This is a genomic window from Streptomyces sp. NBC_00654, assembly GCF_026341775.1.
GTDB lineage: Bacteria > Actinomycetota > Actinomycetes > Streptomycetales > Streptomycetaceae > Streptomyces.
On the sequence record NZ_JAPEOB010000001.1, the window covers coordinates 3,774,404 to 3,794,027 of the forward strand.

Annotated in this window: 14 protein-coding genes; 5 read left to right on the forward strand and 9 right to left on the reverse strand. The window is 69.3% G+C overall.

The genetic code is table 11. The annotated features are described in order from the left end of the window. Positions 1-5: 5 nt before the first annotated feature. The 5 genes from OHA98_RS16245 to OHA98_RS16265 all read right to left on the reverse strand — a co-directional run bounded on the left by OHA98_RS16245 (position 6) and on the right by OHA98_RS16265 (position 10,703). A complete protein-coding gene (locus tag OHA98_RS16245; protein WP_266926423.1) occupies positions 6-3,539 on the reverse strand; it encodes a hypothetical protein in 3,534 nt (1,177 codons plus the stop codon). Continuing rightward, complete coding sequence (locus OHA98_RS16250; RefSeq protein WP_266926425.1) at positions 3,536-6,202, reverse strand: DUF6603 domain-containing protein; 2,667 nt, start codon at positions 6,200-6,202, stop codon at positions 3,536-3,538. Before OHA98_RS16250 ends, OHA98_RS16245 begins: the two co-directional genes overlap by 4 nt. 541 nt (positions 6,203-6,743) lie before the next feature. Then, a complete protein-coding gene (locus OHA98_RS16255; protein WP_266926427.1) occupies positions 6,744-7,067 on the reverse strand; it encodes a hypothetical protein in 324 nt (107 codons plus the stop codon). A 634-nt stretch (positions 7,068-7,701) separates the two neighbouring features. Beyond that, entirely contained in the window at positions 7,702-8,784 is a 1,083-nt protein-coding gene (locus OHA98_RS16260; RefSeq protein WP_266926428.1) for a hypothetical protein, read from the reverse strand. A 281-nt stretch (positions 8,785-9,065) separates the two neighbouring features. Then, complete coding sequence (locus tag OHA98_RS16265) at positions 9,066-10,703, reverse strand: matrixin family metalloprotease (RefSeq protein ID WP_266926430.1); 1,638 nt, start codon at positions 10,701-10,703, stop codon at positions 9,066-9,068. 338 nt (positions 10,704-11,041) lie between these two features. On the opposite strand from OHA98_RS16265, the gene OHA98_RS16270 reads away from it, so the two are divergent. The 3 genes from OHA98_RS16270 to OHA98_RS42675 all read left to right on the forward strand — a co-directional run bounded on the left by OHA98_RS16270 (position 11,042) and on the right by OHA98_RS42675 (position 14,325). After that, complete coding sequence (locus OHA98_RS16270; RefSeq protein WP_266926432.1) at positions 11,042-12,262, forward strand: neprosin family prolyl endopeptidase; 1,221 nt, start codon at positions 11,042-11,044, stop codon at positions 12,260-12,262. A 1,176-nt stretch (positions 12,263-13,438) separates the two neighbouring features. After that, positions 13,439-13,870, forward strand: coding sequence for a 3-deoxy-7-phosphoheptulonate synthase (locus OHA98_RS42670; protein WP_323179562.1), 432 nt, complete (start codon positions 13,439-13,441; stop codon positions 13,868-13,870). Further along, complete coding sequence (locus OHA98_RS42675; protein WP_323179563.1) at positions 13,798-14,325, forward strand: 3-deoxy-7-phosphoheptulonate synthase; 528 nt, start codon at positions 13,798-13,800, stop codon at positions 14,323-14,325. The genes OHA98_RS42670 and OHA98_RS42675 overlap by 73 nt, the downstream gene beginning before the upstream one ends. A 31-nt stretch (positions 14,326-14,356) precedes the next feature. On the opposite strand, the gene OHA98_RS16280 is transcribed toward OHA98_RS42675, so the two are convergent. Next, positions 14,357-14,818 (reverse strand): MarR family winged helix-turn-helix transcriptional regulator, encoded by a 462-nt coding sequence (locus OHA98_RS16280; RefSeq protein WP_266926434.1) that lies wholly within the window; start codon positions 14,816-14,818, stop codon positions 14,357-14,359. Positions 14,819-14,986: 168 nt separating this feature from the next. Then, on the reverse strand, positions 14,987-15,316 hold the full coding sequence (locus OHA98_RS16285; protein WP_323179603.1) for a hypothetical protein: 330 nt from the start codon (positions 15,314-15,316) through the stop codon (positions 14,987-14,989). A gap of 110 nt (positions 15,317-15,426) precedes the next feature. Here OHA98_RS16285 and OHA98_RS16290 point away from each other — a divergent pair, with 110 nt between their 5' ends. Both OHA98_RS16290 and OHA98_RS16295 read left to right on the forward strand, forming a co-directional pair. Further along, positions 15,427-17,757, forward strand: a complete 2,331-nt coding sequence (locus OHA98_RS16290) for an excinuclease ABC subunit UvrA (protein ID WP_266926436.1) — start codon at positions 15,427-15,429, stop codon at positions 17,755-17,757. A 14-nt stretch (positions 17,758-17,771) separates the two neighbouring features. Next, on the forward strand, positions 17,772-18,074 hold the full coding sequence (locus tag OHA98_RS16295; protein WP_266926438.1) for an FAD-dependent oxidoreductase: 303 nt from the start codon (positions 17,772-17,774) through the stop codon (positions 18,072-18,074). Here the strand turns inward: OHA98_RS16295 and OHA98_RS16300 are convergent. Both OHA98_RS16300 and OHA98_RS16305 read right to left on the reverse strand, forming a co-directional pair. Next, entirely contained in the window at positions 18,071-18,673 is a 603-nt protein-coding gene (locus tag OHA98_RS16300; RefSeq protein WP_266926440.1) for a hypothetical protein, read from the reverse strand. The genes OHA98_RS16295 and OHA98_RS16300 overlap by 4 nt on opposite strands. Before the next feature lie 146 nt (positions 18,674-18,819). Continuing rightward, positions 18,820-19,461 carry a hypothetical protein gene (locus tag OHA98_RS16305; RefSeq protein ID WP_266926442.1) on the reverse strand — a complete coding sequence of 214 codons (642 nt, stop codon included), beginning with the start codon at positions 19,459-19,461 and terminating at the stop codon, positions 18,820-18,822. Positions 19,462-19,624 lie beyond the last annotated feature (163 nt).

Here is a 19,624-nt window from a genome sequence, read left to right on the forward strand (position 1 = left end):
TCTCCTCAGGGGGACAGGAGTCGTGCGGCCGGCAGGACGACCCTGACGGGCTGCTGGAAACACTGGCGGGCGGTCCCCGCGGCGCTTGCGCCCCACACGAGACCTTCGTGGGCGACGTTGGGCCGCGGGTTTCCCGGGGCATGGGTCGCGGCCAGATAGGCCTCCTTGGAGTCGAAGAGATGGCTCCAGTCGAGGTTGTTCCAGTCGTCCGCAGTGCTGGGGGTGTTGGGCGGCGCGGTGTAGGGGCGGCCCCAGACCCCGGACGCCGGAGGGTCGGTGAGCGCGTTGTCCGGCGGGTCGTCGAGCCCGAACCGGGGCTCGGTCGGCTGCTCCGCGATCACGAAGCACCAGGGCGAGGCGAGGAGTTCGGTCTTCGTGAGGTCGAAACCGATCATGGCCGTGTCGGGATCCAGGCCGCCCCGGAAGATCGGATGGCGGGCGGCGGCTTCGTTCGGCTCGGTGCCGAGCAGCGGAGCCGCGTAGATGATCGCACCGGGGTAGCGGCGCAGCAGGGCGCTGCGCAGCACCAGGACGACCCGGTCGGGCGGGGCGGTCAGATGCGTCCCGAGCGTCAGGTCGCGCTGCCACGTGTGCAGGGGCGGCAGATCCTTCGCCTGTCCCCAGAACGACGCGAAGTACGTGCCGCGCTGGTCGGTCGGGTACTCGCGCCAGCGCAGCTCGCGCGCGAACTCGTGGTTGGCCCCGGCCATGTACGCGGCGACGAAGGGGGCGTTGGTGAGGGCGAGCACCGCCGTGTCGGCCGGAACGTGCTGGAGACCGGCGAACAACCACTCGTTGGACTGCGCCGACAGCGGCGGCCACATGGGGTCGTCGAAGACCGGCGCCCACTGCACCGGCACCTCCGGATCGGTGCCCGCGGGCCGTTCGACCAGGGTGTCGACGACGGCGGGCACGGTGACCGCGGGGTCCGTCAGATCCACGATCTTCTGTTGGGCCTGCAGGGCCGGGAACGGGTCCCGTTCCGGAATCGGCGGCGCGTGCGACGGCCCGAGCACCCGGTCGTGCGCCTGGACCAACATGTCCTTGACGTCCTCGGGGCGGGTGTCGAGCACGGCCGGGGCGGGCAGCAGATCGCTCTGCTTCGCCAGCGGTCCCGGGTGGGTGAAGACGCCGAGGCCGAGGCTGCCGGTCGTGTGCCACGTCTCGACGAGGTCCTTGAGACCGTCGGCCGTCCACGGTTCCTGCTCGGGGCCGGGTCCCTCCCCGGTGACCCGCAGCTCCCCTGAGCAGTCCGCCCACCAGAGCTCGGTGGTCGGATTGGCGTCGCACCAGTCCCAGCTCCCCGGGCAGGCGCCTCGGAACGTGCCGTGGTGGCCGGCGGACTGCCAGGTACCGGTGAAGACGCCGTCCGAACTGATGTTCTCCGGGCTCCAGATGCCGGTGCACACGCCGCGCCAGGTGCCGTGCTCCGAGCCGGACTCCCAGGTGCCGGTGTACAGGGCGATCCAGGTGGGACTACCGCCGTCCTGCCCGGGTTCGTTGCTCCATGTGCCCTCGTAGGCGCCCTTCCAGGCGCCCGACCGCCCCGCGCCCATGTCCCAGCTGCCGGCGCACCTTCCCCTCCACGTGCCCGCGGGATCGCCCGCGCCCGACCCGTCCCAGAGCCCGTCGAACGCGCCGGAGAACCGGCCCTGGGCCACGGTCTCGGCGTTCGCGTCGGAGAGCAGGTCCAGTCCGGCCGGACCGCTCCGGCCGCTGGGGAAGACCAGATCGCCGTGCGGGGTGACCTTCGTCGAGGCCAGGAAGCCCTCGGGTACCGCGACCTCGGGCAGCGCCGAGAGCCGGAAGGCACGGTTGAGTGAGACCGCGGCGAGCGGGCGGGTGGCGGCGAGCTGCTCGGTGGTGACCGCGCGCTGCGCGGAGCGCCGGGCCGCCTCGGTCGCCACCTGCCGCCAGGCGTCCGGCGCCCCGTCCTCGGGCGCGAAGACCTTGCGTACCGCGGCGAGCCGCTCCGGGGCCACGACCCGCTCCGGTGCGACGGCGAATGCCACCGTGCCGTCCGGATCCGGTCGGGGCACCGCGAGGCCGGTGGGGGAACCGGAGACGGAGGCCAGCACGGTGGCGAACGGCGGCTGCGGAGCGTTCGCCGCCCGCCCGGCGATCAGCCCCACCCGCCGGCTGAGCACACCCATCGGGCGCACCGCGCGGTGGAACTCCGCGGTGGCCATGGCGTTCGGAAGCAGACTCGCCCGGATCGACGACCACAACGTGGTGTCCGAGGTCAGCGCCAGACGGCTCTGCAGGGGAGTGGCCAGCCGCAGGACCTCGTCGGCGGAGAGCGGCCGTACGTGCCGCAGATGCAGTCGGCCGCCGACCAGTCGGGCGAACCGGGCCAGGTCGAGCAGCCGGTTGGCGGCCCGTACGTCGGCGAGCTGCTGCCACGCCGACGCCATGAGCTGCTCCTGGTCGGCCTGCACGGCCCGGGCACCGAGTCCGGCGGCCACCCTCCACCGAGGATCGAGGTTCAGGGTGTCGAGCCAGCCGGAGGACGCCGGGACCGCTCCTACCCGCAGTGCGTGGAAGCCGCCGTACAGCGGGGGCAGGACGTCGGGGTCCTCGTCACCCGTGCCGTCCCCCACCGGCACCAGCGCCTTCGCGAGCCGCTGTTGCCACTGGGCGCTCGGCTCGCCGACCGGCCACGGGTCGCGCGCCGGGGCGTTCGGATCGCGCAGGGCGCTCTCCACCTCCTGGACGACGGGCCCGGGGCCGGTCGCGAAGAGCCCGGGGCGGCTCACGTCGAGCGGCCGTCGGCCGGCGTGCGGCGGCAGAGGGCGGGCCCGCAGCCGGTCGGCCAACGTCTCGAAGTCGCCGCCCTCGCCGGCGGAGAACGTCCAGGAGAAGTAGACCGGCAGTTCGCAGCGGGCCGCCGGAGTCCAGGCGGGTGCGAGATTCCCGCCGGCGACGTCCTTGCCGAGCCCGGCCAGACGCCCCACCTCGAAGGAGGGGACCAGACAGGCGGTGTAGCCGGTGTGCGCCAGCAGCCGGCGAGGAGCGAGCAGTCGGGAGACGGATCGGCGGGGGTCGGTCTCGTGTCCTGGGAGCGTCTGGGCGTGGGCCCACAGGTGCAGTGAGGCCGGATCGGGCAGTTCGGTCCCGTCGACCCGCAGCACGGGCAGCGGGACGCCCGGCTCCCGCTGCGGCCGGCCCGCCGCGAACGGTACGCAGACCAGGGCGAGCCAGGGCCGCAGGGCGCCCGTCGGTCCCGGCGCCAGCGGGGTGAACAGCCAGGGCAGTTCGGCCCGTTCGAACTCCAGCATCGGGAACCTGGTGGTCTCCGCGTCCGGTGTGCCGGGCAACGGGAAGAGCCGCACGATCTCCTTGTGATCGATCGCCCGCACATCGCCCGGCCCGTACAGCCGCAGCGGTGGGACCGGAACCGCCTGCGCGGGACGGCCGTTCACCGACGCGGTGGCCGCGAGGGAGCCCCGTACGGGCATCGTGTTGACCAGGGTGTCGGGGTCGGTGAGCGAGGCGGCGGCCCCGGCCCGCTCCCAGGACGCGAAGGTGTACGTGGTCATGGCCTCACCTCGTGTGCGGGCACGACCTGGTGCAGCGCGGACCGGCCCGAAACGGTCCTCAGCTGGGCTGTGGCTTCGGTGAAGGTGGCCGTCCGGAGGAACCCGCCGGCCTCCTTGAGGGTGCCGGTGTCCACGATCGCGTACGTCCGCTCCTTCAGGACCGACGTGATCGGCGGGGTCGCGTACCGGCTGCGCAGTGCGTGCACGAGGCTGCGGCCGACCGCCCCCCAGGGCAGTGCGGCCGTCAGGGCGGCGTCGGTGATCACCCAGCGCGCGCCCGGGGCGGGGACGGTGCCGCCGAGCCACTTGGTCTCGTACTCCACCGGTACCGAGTACCGGGAGGCGGTCGCCGAGGACGTGGGAGGGGTCAGTTCGCTGCCTGAGCGAAGCCGCTCGAAGGCGGGCTGGGTGAGCTTCTCGTCGTCGGTGAGATCGAAGAAGTCGGCCCGGGCGAAGTCCTCCTCGACGGGCTTCACGACGCCCGCCCCGGCGGCGAATCCGACCGCCACGCCGAACGAGGTCGGCGCCGGGAGCCGGCCCGGTCCGAACCGGACCACCGGCGTGTCCAGCGGAACCGTGCGCTGGCTGAAGCGGAGCCGGCCGAGCGGGTGCAGCAGCCGTCCCCCGGCTTCGTCGGTACGCAGCGACACCATCGTGCGCGCCCCCTCCGGGAGGACCGGCTCCCAGCTCCGGGGGTCCTTCAGCGCTTGTTCAAGGAGTCGGCCGACGTCCGGGGGCGGCGGGGCCTTGGCCTCGCCGGTGCAGTTCCAGCGTTCGTCGAACGGAAAGCTGACGTCGAAGAACAGGAAGGACACGCTGGCACGGCCGGCGACGTTCCAGCAGGGCGTCGGCCCCTCCACGTGGACCCGCAGCCCGACCGAGCACAGCGTCTCCCCGGCGAAGCGCAGCGCGAAGGAGCCGCCGAGGTCGAGCATCACACCGAAACTGGGCTCCCAGCGCACCAGGGCGTCGAAGGAGAGCCGCCCGGACACACCGGTGCTGCGCGAACCGATGACGGCGGAGAGCTCGGCGCCCGCCTGGACGGTGCCCGGGGTGAGGGCGAAGTAGCCGGTGAAGACGATCCGCAACAGCGGGCTGTCCGCGATCGGGATCGTGAGGCGCTTCGGCGTCGGGAACCCCGCCGACGGGGTGAACCGGGGGTGGAAGCCGCCGGCGCTCAGGATGAAGGTCGCGTCCTGCCCGCTCTTGGCGCGCAGCGCGAGACCGCCGTCGATCGAGGAGGTCAGCAGCCGGGAACCCGCCAGGCTGGCATTGATCTCGACCAGCCCGTTCGCGGCGTCGACGACACCCGCGACCGAGGCCCGCAGATCGAGGATCGGAGCCTGCGGGGCGGGCAGCGCGACCCTGAGCCGGCCGAGGATGCCCACCACCCCGCTGGGCAGCTCCAGTACCACCCCGACGTCCGCGGTGAGGAAGGAGACGGGACGGCCCCAGCCGAGCCGGAACATGGGCCCCACGACCGTGCTTCCCGGACGCGCGGGGAACACCGCGCCCAGCGAGGCCAGGATGCGCGGCGCCGCGGCAGCCGCGTCCGCGGGGAAGAGCAGGTCGTCCAGGTGACCGGACTGGACGACCTCGGCGAGGCCCGCCCGGTCGAGCGCGCGGCCGATGCCGAGAAGACCACCGACGGCGTTCAGCGTGAAGGCGAGGCCCAGTTCGATGGCCGGAGTGAACTCGGCGCTCATGGCGACCAGGACCGACACCGGACGGGTGTCCAGGATCCCGAAGGCCTGCACCTCGACGACGCCGAGGCTGAGCGACAGGGCCCCCCGGTACTGGCCGTCGTGCTCGGCGAGGAACCCGCTGCCCTTGGCGGGGCCGACGGCGAGGGTGAGCCCGAGGCCCCTCGGTGGTACCAGGGCCGCCGTGTACCCCGCGCCGGCAGGGCGGACCTCAAGGCCCGCGCCGTCCACCGCCGCGTCCGCGAGACCGAGCAGCGACGCCCGGAAGGACGCGTCGAGCCGCAGTCCGCCGTTCTGGGCGGACACGTACAGAGAGGGCGCGCGCACCCCGGACGGGGCCCCGCTGAGGGGGACCGCGATCCCCCTGCCGCTGCCGCCGCCCTCCAGGCGGAGTCCGCCCTTGCCGAGCGTGGCGCCCAGTCGGCCCTTGAGGACGAGGCCGCCGGGGACGAGGAGCTTCAGCAGCGCGTGGTCGGTCAGCGCGAAGTCGACACCGTCGGCCCGGAAGGTCAGCGAGGAGGCGTCGGGTGCGGCGGACGGCAGGGAGAGCACGAGACTGACCCCGTCGCGTACGGCCAGGCCGGGTACGAGTGGGAGCGCGCCGGTGAGGACGAGGGAAAGGTCGATCTTCGGGGGCAGAGCCCCGACGAGGGGATCCTGCACGGCACCCGGCCCTGCTGTGAGGACCTCGTCGATGGCTAGTGTCCATGCCGGTGGTGACTGTCTGACGGCCGTCCGCAGCAGGTCGACGAGGACCGGCCACACGTCGCCGGGGGCCGCCACGTGCGTCAGAGCGAACCGTACGAGCAGTGTGTCCGCGGTCAGCGCGTCACCGGGAAGCCCGAGCGCCTGAGCGAGCCGCTTTCTGCGGTCGGCCTGGGAGAGGCCGGAGAGGAGCGGGAGCAGCGGGTCGAGCCCCGCGCGGAGTTCGGCCGCCAACTGCGGTAGTGGGCTTGCCATCAGCGGGCCGTGGGGAGATGGGGGACGTTCATCTGATCGGCACCATTCTCCGCCCACGGGTCACCGCGTGACTCTGGAACCGAGGCGGATGGGGATCGGGAACACCCCCGACGCTATCCCCGCCCGAGGGCCGGCGCGCGGCCACGAATCGCGGGACGCCCCCGGTCCGGTGCGGAAATCACCCGACCAGCAGAGGCCTGCCCGGACCGTCGTCGGCGCGACGCCGTTCTTGCGCGGTTGGCCGGCGGCAACGCCTGAACAGGCGCTCCTGGTCGCCGAGGTGGCCCGGGAACCGTCCGGATCTTGCGGGGGACCGCGACGGCCGGATCAGACCCAGATGCTTGGCCACTGCCGGGACCAGGACTCGGCGCGATGGGAAGCGGCTGCTGAAGACGGTGCCGCCAGGCCGATCGCGAGATCCCCTTCAGTCCGGAGCAGGCGACGGTGAAGCAGCTCTGCCAGTGCTCCCTCGGCATCCTCCTCGCACAGGGCACCGGCCTCGACCAGTCCATGAGTGATACGCCCGATGCTGAGCGGCCGCTCATCGAGTTCTTGGTAGAGCACGAGGCGGCTTGCGACAGTGTGCAGGTGTGCGGGTCCGTGTCGAGCGGCTGTCTCCTTCGAGGTCGTGGAACCGGTCGCCGTAGTCGGTCAGCGGCGTACGGGTGAGGTCGAACCTGGGCGGGCGAATGATCCGGTCGGCGAGGTGACCTGGCCACGAGGCCCGGTCACCACGCCCGGGAACAGCGAGGGCAAGGTCGACGATGATCTGCTCTCCGTCGCCTTGCACCACGGTGTCGACGACATCGACGGCCCGGGCGACGGCGCGTCCGGGCTCCCCTTCCAGGACGTAGCCGGCGAACACGACCGCAAGTCCCGGATCGCGGGCCTTGAGCCGGTGGCGAGTGCCAGAGAAGCCATGGTCCGGCCGAACAGGCAGGTGAACCCCACCAGTCGGGGAGAGATGGCGAGGATGCGCTCGGCGACGTCGTCAACAAGCTGCGGGACGACCTCGTACCCCTCGGGCGGCGATTGCCCTGGGTGTACTTCAGGATCCGGTCGACGACGGCCTTCTCCTGCTGTTCGTCGAGTAGCGGATCGATTTCTCCGGTGAAGACGAACCCGTCGAGTCCCCAGGCGTTTGCCAGATACTGGTAGGTGCCAGGCTTGAGCCATCTCGGCAAGTGTGGAGCAACGTGGACCACTCGTGAGCGGTGGAGGATCTCTCTGTGTCGAGCGCGGTCTTCTCTCTTCTGTGAAGGTTCGCGAGACAACGAACCCCCGTTCAGTCACTGCCGGCTTCGGCATTGACCCGACGCGCACCCACACCTATTGCGGCCAGCGGCTCAAAATGATCAACTTCGTGACTCCTGGGCGACATCACGCCGAAGCGCGGTCGGCCACATCGCTCCACCCGCTTCGGGGGTGTAGCGGTCGGCAGTCTTCTCCCGGGCCACCGGCCTGCTCTTCATCGGTCCATGACGTCCGAATGCGTACCGTCATACGGTTGGTTGGAAGCCGTTGATGGTGGCCTCGACCATGCGGGAGACCCGCTCGAGTTCGGCTCTGGTCGGATCGGCGGGGACCTTGAGGTTCTGCCACACGACCACGAAGTCGAGGTTCCGGTTGCTGTCGTGGACCTTGAGTGCCTCCGAGACCACTCTCTCGACGACACCGGCGCTGTTGGGCTTGAGCGGGCCGATGCCGATCTTCGCGTGGGTGGCGGAAAGCCCGCCGTTCGGCCACAGGAGTTCGCGGTGGAACCAGCTGCGGCCGCCACCCACGAGCATCTGGACAAGATCCGTCGGGCTGCCACTCTCCAGGCTGCCGTCGAACATCCGGGTGACGAGTTTCGCCATGTCCACGGCTGTGGTCGCCTGGGCGACCTGTCCGTCGTTCGCGGACGCGATCCGCACCGGGGTCCATTGCGCCAGGTAGTCGCCGGCGAGCCAGATGCCCTGCTGGGTCTGCTTCCGGAAGAAGCCGTCGTCTCCCGCCTTGGCGTTCATGAAGCCGAACGCGACGCCGTGGATGCTGGCCGCCGCGCCGGCATTCTGCTGCTGGAGGAGCATCCCCCTGAGCTGGGTGCGGTAGTCGAAGGTGAACTCGACGCCGATCGGGCGTCCCGCCGCGTCGAGTTGAGGTTCGAGAACCGTCCGGTAGGCCGGCACGATCTTGGTGGGGTCGCTCCCGTGCTGGATGGTGATGGCGCTCGGGGTCGCGTTCTTGATCTTCTGGTCGAAGTCGGACGAGAGGGCGAGGAAGAAGGCGTCCGACGACGACGGCTGCTGTTCCAGGAGCAGTTGATGGGAGAAGAAGCGGAGTGTGTGTGCCGCGTACATGGCGAGCAGTTTGACCAGGCTGCCCGAGAAGTGGACCTCGTTCTGCCGGTGGCCCGCCCACGCGCGATCGTCAGTGTCCTCCAGAGCCACCACGGTGAGGGCGACCCGTTCGAGTGCGGCGCGGTCGGCTCCGGTCAGCCCGTTCATGAAACCGTCGAGAGCGTTCTGCATGCTCCGGTTACGGTCGGCTGCCCCCTCGGCCTGGAGATTGTCGCCGTACGCTCCGGTGAACAATTCCATGTCGAATCGCCTCCTTGTGCATGAAGGAGATGAACGCCGCGAGGACGGCGGCGCTACCGATGAGCACGAATCTCCTTCAATTCTCGTACGTCACTCCGCCCGCTTCAACTTCTACGACGCCCGCTCCGCCCGCGGTGGCGCCAGGGTGTCCCGCACCAACGCCCGGGGGCGCACGTGCTGTAGGTGGGTACGGGCCAGACGTCGGTGGCGTTCGTGCGGCCCCCAGCGGACGAGGCGCTGCGCCTCATGCCGTAGCGCACGCAGCCCGTGGCCGCTACGCGCTACCTGTAGTACCGCATCAGCTCTCCGTTGGCGCGCAGGTGGTACAGGTGGGTGCTCGAACTGGCGATCATGACCGGGATGGGTCGGCCAGGCAGCCGGAGGTGGCTCATCTGCTCCACCCCGCCGCTCGGCGGATGCCGGAAGATCTCTCCCGTGTCGAGGAGCTGGTAAACGTCCCCGGCTCCGACACTGATCTCCAAGGTCCGGAGGTCGGTGTCGACCGTGTCCCAGGACGTGCCTCCCAAGTGCCGCAGGATCTCTCCGTTGGCCAGCCTGAACTGGTACATGACTCCGCCGCCGGCGTCGATCCGCGTCGCGCCGCTGCCGGCGAAGGCGAGGAACTCCCAGCCGGTCAAAGGGGTTCCGGTGTAGCGGAAGACTGCGCCCGTGGTATGCCGTTGGTACAGCTGGGTTCCGTCGGCCACGATCTGTGCCGTGAAGGGGTTGTTGTCCAGGAGTTGCCACCCCGTCATGGGAGCACCGGTGTACCGCAGGACGGCACCGGTGGTGTGGCGCTGGTAGAGATTCCCTCCCGACGCGGTGAGCTGCGCCGTGGCCGGATTGGCATCCAGTTGCTGCCAGCCGGTCAGGGGGGTGCCGGTGTACCGGAAGATCGCGCCGCTGGTCTCGTGCCTCTGGTACAACTCGTCGCCGTCGGCGGCGATCTGTGCCGTTGCGGGGTTCACGTCGAGCGCCAGCCAGCCGATCATGGGCGTTCCGGTGTACTCGAAGATCGCGCCCGTGCCGTGACGCTGGTAGAGCCGGTTCCCCGACGCGGCGAGCTGACCGGTCGCCGGGTTGCCGTCGATCTGCTGCCAATAGAGGCTGCGCGCCCGGCTCTTGTCGTTCGCCGTCGGCACGCGCCTCAGGGTGTTGGTATTGAACGTGGACCACATGACGTCATGCTGCGTGCCGATTCCGGCCGCGTGTCGCAGGCCGATGAGATGGCCGATCTCGTGGAGGGCGACACTCTCCACGTCGAGGCAGTCGGGCTCGGCCCCTATGCGCCACTTGTGTTCGTCTTTGTCGAAGTGGAGAGGTTTGGGAAGACTGGGCGTCCCGCATCCCGGCGGTGCGGCGGCGTGGGCGTGACGTGGGCCCACCAGGAGGGGGTAGTCGGGGTCGTTCGCCGGAACCCAGCTGATCAGGAAGTCAGGGTTCGCCCCCGAGGGCACCTCGGTGAACGTGACGGGGAGGAGAGCCTCCCACGTGGCGAACGCGGTTCGTACGGCGGCGAACTCGTCGTCACCAGGTATCTGTACGGTCCCTTCCTTGAACGCGTACGTGAAGTGGTTCTTGTCCCAGGCGCACATGTTGCCGTTGAGGGTGTCGTAGATGGGTGCTCCGGTCGCGCGGAGGACAGGGGCACGCATCAGCCCGCAGCGGGACTTCAGCATCTCCGCACGCGTACGGTCGTCGAAGACACCTGTCGGCGTGAGCCCGCTGTGCTCCTGGAACCAGGCCAGGGCCAGTGCGGTGATGTCGTCGAGGCGCCCCGCTTCGTAGGAGCGCGCGGGGATGTACCCGAGCTCAACCAGGAATAGCTGGACGTACTCGAAGCCGTCCTGTCGCTGACCGGGTCCGGTGGTGCCGACGCCGGCAACGGTGCGTCTCGAGTCGGTCTTGTGCGGTCCCATGGCGGACTCCTTCGATGTCGAGGGGGAATCGAACCGAGTCCTGCAGGAACGGGGTACACCTTCAGTCTCCTGCGGGACAACACCCCCTGCAATCGGGTGTATGCGCGCGGGAGGGCAACCCCCGCGCGGGCCCGGGGAAATGCGCGTATGGTGAGCAAGGGGCACAAGTGGGACTTCGCCGCTGACGGCCGACCTCCCGTACGGATTCCTCTCCGCCGCAACGAACCCATGCCGGTGCTCTGTCCCGGGGCCACCGCTTCCGTGCGGCGCATTCGTCCGCGGAGGCGTACGGCCGCCGGCCTTCGGCCGCCAAGGCCTCGGCCACGAAGGAGAGCACGATGGAATCGGGCAGGATTGAGCGGAACCCCGACGTGCCGGAGACGCCACCACTACACCCCCGCTCGGGCCGTGAGCTGGAACACGACGCGGCCGAGCGACTGGACGAGATCCGGCAGTACTTCAAGGACCAGTACGCGGAGCGCAACGTCGTCGCCCGCACGACGACCGAATCCGGCGACGCGCTCGACTGGGTCCCCGTCGAGGCCCAGGGTGAACCGCCCTACATCGAGTCGGCGGACCGCCCCAACGACCCCGACCGCCCGTCCTCGCCCCAGCCCTTCGAAGCGGGCGAGTCGCGCGAAGAGACCGGACCTCCCGGCACTGTCCCGATGCTGCGCAAGCCGCTGGACCGCATCACCCCGGTCGGAACCCTGCAGGACTACCTGTCGAAGGGGATCTACGCGAAGCGGTCCACGCCGCCCGACGATCCCGGCCTCGCCCTGCCCCGCGCCGCCACCGCCGTGCACAAATACGCCCACGCAGCCCAGGGCGTGACCAACTACGGCACCGAAGGCTTCATCAACACGTGGCGGCCTTACGTCCAGTGGTCCAACGAGTTCTCCCTGGGGCAGCTGTGGGAGGTCAGGGGATCGGGGGCCGGGACCGATCTGCAGACCGTCGAAGTGGGCGTGCAGACCTACTACGACCTCTACGGCGACTGGTATCCGCACCTCTTCATCTTCTACACCACCAACAACTACACGCAGATGGGCAACTACCTCGGCGGCTACAACCGGGACGTGAAGGGATGGGAGCAGCTGTCGAGCACGGTCTACCCCGGTATCCGCGTGGCGGAGAGCGTCTACGCGGGTGACCAGTACGACCTCGCCATCAAGGTCATGCTGTACCTGAACAAGTGGTGGATCCGGATCGGCAACGAATGGATGGGCGGCTACCCCACCAGCCTGTTCAACGCCACGGGACTGCGCGACCAAGCGGCTTCCATCGACTGGGGCGGCGAGATCGTCGACGACGTCGCCAACCACCCCGAGGCCACGTACACCTGGATGGGCAGCGGGCGCTTCCCGTCCGAGGGCTGGAGCCGCGCGGCCTACATGCGCAACCTGACCTACCAGTCCGACGCGGCCGGCACGATGAAGCCGGTGGTGGGCTACCCCTATGTGACGAACCCGAACGCCTACCAGATCTCCACCGACTTCACCGGCACGTCGACCTGGGGATCGCACTTCTACTGGGGAGGCCCGGGTGGAGTCGAGTGACGTCCCGGCGCGGGACGACCACCCGGAGGTCATCCCCTCCGAGGTCGATCCGGACGTCGAGTGCGTCCGGATCGACCGAACGGACGACCGCGCCGGACCGCCACCGTCCCCCGATCTCCCGGAAGAAGGGTCAGGGCCCTCGTCGGCGCCGGCGTCGGCGCCGGCCGTGGAGGGCAGAAGGCTCTGCCCCGAGGGCTATCTACCGCGGCGACGGCACCGCGACTACACCCTGGACGGCAAACGAGTCGTCAGCGACTCCCCGCCGATCCCCAACCCTGACGACCCGCCCGTTCGGCGGCCAAGGCCATGGTGATGGATCAGGCGATCGAGCCGGGTGGCCGGGGACAGCACCACCGGGGCCTGCCAACCGGACGACTTCCTGTGGCGGCAGATCAAGAGCTTCGTCCAGCTGGGTTCGTCGCCCCCGGTCACCAGCTGCGCACCGACCTGCTGCCTGTGGGCTTCGTCAGCCGTGCGCTGGTGCTGCTCTCCCGGCAGGAGGGCCACAGCCGGACGTACCACCCTGTTCCACCCCGAAGGCGCGGACTTTGAGGTGGTGCATGACGCGATCAGGGAGGCGGGCTCTCCGCTGGAGGTGGTCTCGGGCGACGCATGGTTCGCCGCTCAGGAGCGGTCGGCGGCCTCCGGGGCTGGAAACGCGCTCGCCGCCGCCCTCCCACTGTTCCAGGAAGGCGCACTGGAACTTGGCGAGAACGAGTCACGTGAACAAAGCCACCTAACGGTCGCTGCGGCACCTCGGCATGGAGTTCCCGGCCATCGACGTCGCGTCCATCTCCCGGATGATCGAGTACTTCCGGCGGACGGGGGAGCTGGACTGATCTGCCCGATGGCACCACATCTTCCGCTGAGCCCACCTGCCGGGCTCTCCGCCGGACCAGCAGCCGGACTGGCCGGACCCGGCCCGGGTGAAGGAGGTCCGGGCGACACTCGCCGAGAGCTAGCCGCTGGTGCGCTGGGACAGCGTGCGGCAACTGGGCGGTCTCCTGGCGCGAGTGGCAGAGGGCGAGCTGTGTGTGCTGATGGCCGGCGACTGTGCCGAGGATCCCGCCGAGTCCTCGATCGCCGATGTCGCGCCCAAGGCCGAGATGCTGGACGTCCTCGGCGACATCATGCGGGCAGGAGCCGGCCGGCCGGCCGGTCGTAGAAGTCGGCCGCTTGGCAGGGCAGTTCGCCAAACCCAGGTCACAGACGTACGAGTACGGTGTCGGCGGCAGGGTACCGGTCTACCGGGGTCCCATGGTCAACGGACCCGAGCCGACCCACCGGGCACGACGGGCCGATCCCGGGCGGATGATCGGCGGCTACCGGGCCGCTCGCGAGATCCTCCGCTCGCTCGACGCCCTCGGCCGGGGCGACGGCGCGACCTTTCTGGACCGGGTGTGGGCCAGCCACGAGGCCCTGCTCCTGGACTACGAGACTCCGCTGGTGCGGCCGACCGGTGGCGGCGGACGCTATCTCGCCTCCACGCACTGGCCTGGATCGGCGAGCGCACCCGGCAGGCAGACGGCGCGCACGTGCGGCTGCTGGCACGGCTCGAGAATCCCGTGGCGTGCGAGGTGGGCCCGCGCACGACCGTCGCGAAGGTGATGCGGTTGTGCGCGGTTCTCGATCCGGAGCGCACCCCCGGTCGGCTGACCCTCATCGCGCGCTTCGGTGTGACGGAGATCGACCGGCTCGGAGCGCTGGTGCGCGCAGTACGCCTGAGCGGGCACCCTGTGCTGTGGATGTGCGACCCGATGCACGGCAACACCGTCCAGGACCAGAGCGGCCTGAAAGTCCGTCATCTCAACCACATCCTGGACGAGATTCGCTGGTTCTTGTCGATCGTTTCGGACGGAGGCGGCAGATGCGCCGGGCTGCATGTGGTGGCTTCTCCCCTGGACATGGGCGAATGCGCGGGAGCCGGAGTCACTCCGGTGCGCGGCCCGCGTTACCGGACCCTGCGTGATGCTCGGCTCAACCTGATGCAGGCCGTGGCCGTTGCTGCGCACTGGCAGCAGCGCACGGCTCGGCAGGGTGAGGAGATGGTCCTGCCTTCGTAGGGGCAGCCCTCTCGTGAGAGGCGGCCGGCTGCTAGTGCAGCAGGACATCGATCGAGGTGGCGACCTTCTGGCACATTTCCGTGAACAAGGCCTGCTCGCCGGGCGAGAGCACCTCTGCGGCGGCGTGAACGTTCTCCCGTCGGCTGCGCGCCGCGCCGGCCAGGAAGGCGTGGCCCTGCGGTGTGAGAGAGGTCGTATGTTCCCTCTTGTCCTCGCCGAGTGCCGCCTGCTGGACGAGCTCAAGGTCTTTCAGGACGCGCAGCGCCTTGGACGCGGTCTGCCGCGATACCCCCAGGGACTCGCTGAGACGCGAAGGGTTCATGGCGCCGCGGATACGGAGCATCTCCAGTACGTCGTACTGCTGCCAGTTGATTCCTTCGGGGTTGGTCGCGGCCCGCCGGGCGACCAGTACACACTGCAGATGCGACAGCGCGTCCTCCAGCTCGGAGGGCGGACTGAGCTGCTGCGCGCGGACTTCGTGTACGTCTGTCATCGGTGGGCTCCTTTCGAGGGGGACACGAGGGACCGGTGCCGTTGCACTGTCCAGTGCACCCCTACTTGATTTCCACATGGAAATGATGCAAGCGTAACCGCTTTCTGCGCAAAGGGACGGCCACCCTTTTCGGGGGCGCCCGTCCCTTTGCCGTGCCGGGGCGAGTGTCTACCTCATGGTCGCCGCCTCCCGCATCAGGGCGAAGAAGAGTCCGGCGCCGGAGGGGCTGAGAACAGACTCCGGATGGAACTGCATCCCCGCGACGCCGGGTCCCCGCAGGGCGAGTACCTCGGCCGAGCCCGGCTGCGGGCAGAGCTCGACTCCGGCCCGGTGCAGGGCCTCGACCGGGCCGTCACCGGTGCGTACGGAGAAGGAATTGTAGAAGCCCACGGTCGCCGGGCGGCCGAACACTTCGATCCTGCGCTGCATCCCCTGGAGGGGCCGCTCTCCGCGCGAAACGGTCAGGCCCAGACGGGACGACAGCAGCTGGAAGAGGATTCGGGTCGGTGTTCAACGCTGAACGATGCTAGCCTATGATTGCCGATTGGAAATCAATTGGCGTAGGGTGATGGCAGCGGACCCATTGCGGCGGGCGGAGGTTGCGGAGCATGACAGTTCGGGGAAACGCGCGATTCGGCGGCGATATCGTTCTCGGCGGCGCCCGGGAGAACAACCTCAAGAACGTCTCGCTGACCGTCCCCAAGGGAAAGCTCACTGTCTTCACCGGCGTGTCCGGCTCCGGGAAATCTTCGATCGTCTTCTCCACGATCGCGGTCGAGTCGCAGCGCCAGCTCAACGAGACGTTCCCCTGGTACGTACGGAACCGGCTCGCCCGGTACGAGCGGCCACGCGCCGAAGTGATGGAGAACCTGTCCACTGCGATCGTGGTCGACCAGAAGCCCATCGGCGGAAATTCACGCTCGACCGTCGGCACGATGACCGAGGTCCACCCCATTTTGCGAGTGCTGTTCTCACGGCACGGAGAACCCAGCGCCGGACCGTCGAACCTGTACTCCTTCAACGATGTGCACGGCATGTGCGAGACCTGCGAGGGGCTGGGGCGCACCACCACCGTGGACCTGGACCGGCTGCTCGACGAGAGCAAGACCCTGAACGAGGGTGCCATCAACTTCCCCTCGTTCGCGGTCGGCACCGCCCAGTGGCAGCTGTACGCGGAATCGGGTCTCTTCGACCCCGACATGCCACTGGCCCGCTTCACCGGCCGGCAGCGCGAACTCTTCCTGTACGGCGGCGGGTTCCGCGTCGACCGCCGCAGCCGGCACAGCGTCTACAAGAACGAGTACGAAGGCGTCGTCACCCGCTTCACCCGCCGCTACCTCAAACGCGAGGGACACACCCTGAGCGACCGTGACCGCCAGGCCGTCGCCCGGGTCGTCACCGAGGGCCTCTGCCCGGAGTGCGGGGGCGCCAGGCTCAACTCGGCGGCCCGGCGCTCGAAGATCGGAACGTACAGCATCGCCGACTGCGCGGCCATGGAGATCGGTGAACTCATCGAGGTGCTCATCGCCATCGACGACCCTGTCGCCAAGCCTGTGGCGACAGCGGCTCTCGCCGTACTGCGCCGCATCGAGGCAGTGGGCCTCGGCTACCTCAGCCTGGACCGCCAGACCTCCACCATGTCAGGTGGAGAGGGACAGCGGCTGAAGATCGTGCGTCACCTCGGCAGCAGCCTCACCGACGTGACGTACATCTTCGACGAACCCAGCGTCGGCCTGCACCCCCGCGACGTGCACCGGCTCAACGAGCTGCTCCTGGCCCTGAGGGACAAGGGCAATACGGTCCTGGTCGTCGAGCACGATCGGCAGGTTATCGCCATCGCCGACCACGTCGTCGACATGGGTCCGGGCGCAGGCGCCCACGGCGGCGAAGTCGTTTTCGAAGGCACGGTCGAGGAACTGCGCACCTCCGACTCCCTCACCGGGCAGCACCTCCGAACCGTGTCCGGGCTCAATCAGGCACCTCGCACCTCCACCGGCACCTACACCGTCACCGGGGCCGATCTGCGCAACCTCAAAGACATCACCGTCGACATCCCGGCCGGTGTGATCACCGCCGTCACCGGTGTCGCCGGATCGGGCAAGAGCACCCTGGTCTCCCGCGTCCTCGCCGCCCAGCAACCCGACGCGATCATCGTGGACCAGTCGGCGATCGGCACCTCGCCGCGCTCCACGCCGGCCACCTACATCAACATCATGGACACCATCCGCAAACTGTTCGCCCAGGCCAACGGGGTCGACGCCGGGATGTTCAGCTTCAATTCCACCGGTGGCTGCCCGGCGTGCAAGGGCCGCGGCCTCATCGACAACGACCTCGCCTTCCTGGACCCGGTCACCACCGTCTGTGAGGTCTGCGAGGGCCGGCGCTTTCGGCCCGAGGTCCTTGCCCACCTCCTCGACGGCCTCAACATCGTGCAGACCCTGAGCCTCACCGTCGAGGAGGCACTCGACCACTTCACCGAACGCGCGGTGCTGCGCAAGCTGGCCATGCTCCGCGAAGTCGGCCTCCCCTACCTCACCCTCGGACAACCGCTGTCCACACTGTCCGGCGGCGAACGGCAACGACTCAAGCTCGCTGACCGGCTGCACGGGACGGGCAGCCTCTACATCTTCGACGAGCCGACGACCGGCCTGCACATGGCGGACGTCGGGACACTGCTCGTCCTTCTCGACCGGCTCGCCGACGGCGGCAACACCGTGATCGTGATCGAACACGACCTGGATGTGATCAAGCACGCCGACTGGGTCATCGACCTCGGTCCCGAGGCCGGCCGACACGGTGGCAACATCATCTTCGAAGGCACACCGGATCAACTGAGCACCACACAGGGTTCGTTCACCGCCGATTACCTCCGGAGTCACCTCACGCAGGCCGCCGCACAGCACCAGCCCGCCGCACCCCTGCGCACACCACACCGCTAAGGGGAGACGGTTCCATGACAGAACCCACACAGACCGAGGTGCGCCACGCCCTGGACGGTGGACTGGAAGGGCTGCAGGCACCCCGGAAAGTGATCGTCGTCGGAGCAGGGCTCTCGGGGCTTGCGATCGCCTACGAACTCACGCGACGCGGCAGCCATGTCACCGTACTCGAGGCCACCGACCGACCCGGCGGGCGAGCGTACACCCTGCGCGAACCGTTCGCCGACGGCCTGTACGCAGAGGCCGGCGCGATGACCGTAACCCCCAACTGTCACTACGCGATGCATTACATACGGGAGTTAGCAGGGCTTTCCTAGGTGGTGTCGTAGGGCTGCCGTGGGGTGGGTTTCGGCAGGTGGGGCAGGTTCCGGTCCAGGTGGCCAACAGGACGACCGCCAAGGCCGGCTCGGCTGACGCCGCGAGGTGAGAACGTCATCGGTCCTATCCATCCCTGGCGGACGAGGGCGATCTGGGAGGGCAGCGGTGACACTGGGTCGAGTGCCCTCCCGCGCGACCAGTTCTCGAACAGCTCCTCGGTCGTCTCGACGGCGGACACCACTATGGTCACCTTCAGGTCCCCGTCGCTCCAGGTGTTCCACAGCGCCCAGCCCTCCGGCCTGGGACCGACGCCGATCCGCGCGCACACCTCCTCGTATGCCTCCTCCACCCCGGCCGGCATGATCATGGGCTTCAACACCGAGGCTCCGACGAGGCGGACCAGAGGCCGGTCCTCGTCCAGGCAGCCATCGCCCGCGAAGTGGTAGTGGCGCAGAGCCCGAGCAAGCACCTTCACGCTGCGCTGCAGCGGTGTCGCCTCATCCGGGTCTGCCTGGAACGAGAGCCATCCTTCGTTGGACGCCTCCGTCGGTTTCCTCCAGCAGTTCGCGGGCTGCTCCTGGGGCTGGGCGGAACTCACGTCCGATTTCACCCGTGAGGTCGGCCTCAGGCTGGGCGGCCACCGCACCGTGCTGCTCGCCGGAAAGCTGTCGAGCGCGGGCCGGCCGCCGGCCGGGCATTCCGTCAAGGACGGGATGCCCGGCGCGCGGACACGGGAACGGGTGGTCAGCTGGTCCAGAGGACCGGGCTGTCGCGGTACGCGTCACCCTCCTCGAACGAGGCAGTCGCGATGGGATCGGTCTTCGTGGCGCTGAGCGAGCAGGTCTCGTACGACGCGCCCTTGGTGGTGAAGTCGCGGGGTGCCGATTCGCTGTCGCACTTGCCCGGGAGGTCGCCGATCAGAACTACGCCCGTGGGGCCGCCGCCCTCCAGCTTGCCGCGCAGTCTCAGCGACGCGTACGACAGGTCGGTGCCACCGACGTTCTCCACCTTCATCCGGATGTAGTAGGGCGTCATTCCCTTCGCCTTGTCGCCGAAGGCGGCCATGTCGGCCTCGGCGCCCTTCTCGATCGCCGTGACGGTCACGGCGACGGTGCCCTTCTTGTCGGTCCCGTACGTGAACGGCAGGACCGCTCGGTCACCGATCTTGACCTTTGTGCCCGGTGCGGCGACATCACCGGCCGGAGCGGCAGCGTCGTCGCCGGTGGCCGCGGACGGGCTCTTGCTGCTCGTGTCGGACGACGCCGGGGCGGAGGCCGAAGGCGATTCCTGTGTCGTTGCCGAGTCCTCGCCGTCGTTGCAGGCCGTGAGCCCGAGCCCCAGGGTGGTGAGGGCAACTGCGAAGACGATGCGTCCCTTGTGTGTCATTTTGTCCTAACTGGCAGTGAGGGCTGCCCATGCGACAGCCGGAACGTTCAACGGAGCGTCAGCGAGGCGCGCTGAGACGCCCCTATCAGGCTGAGGTGGGAATGACACAGGCTTGCCACAGGCACGGCACAGGTGCGCGACGGGTACGGCACGGCTCGGAGGG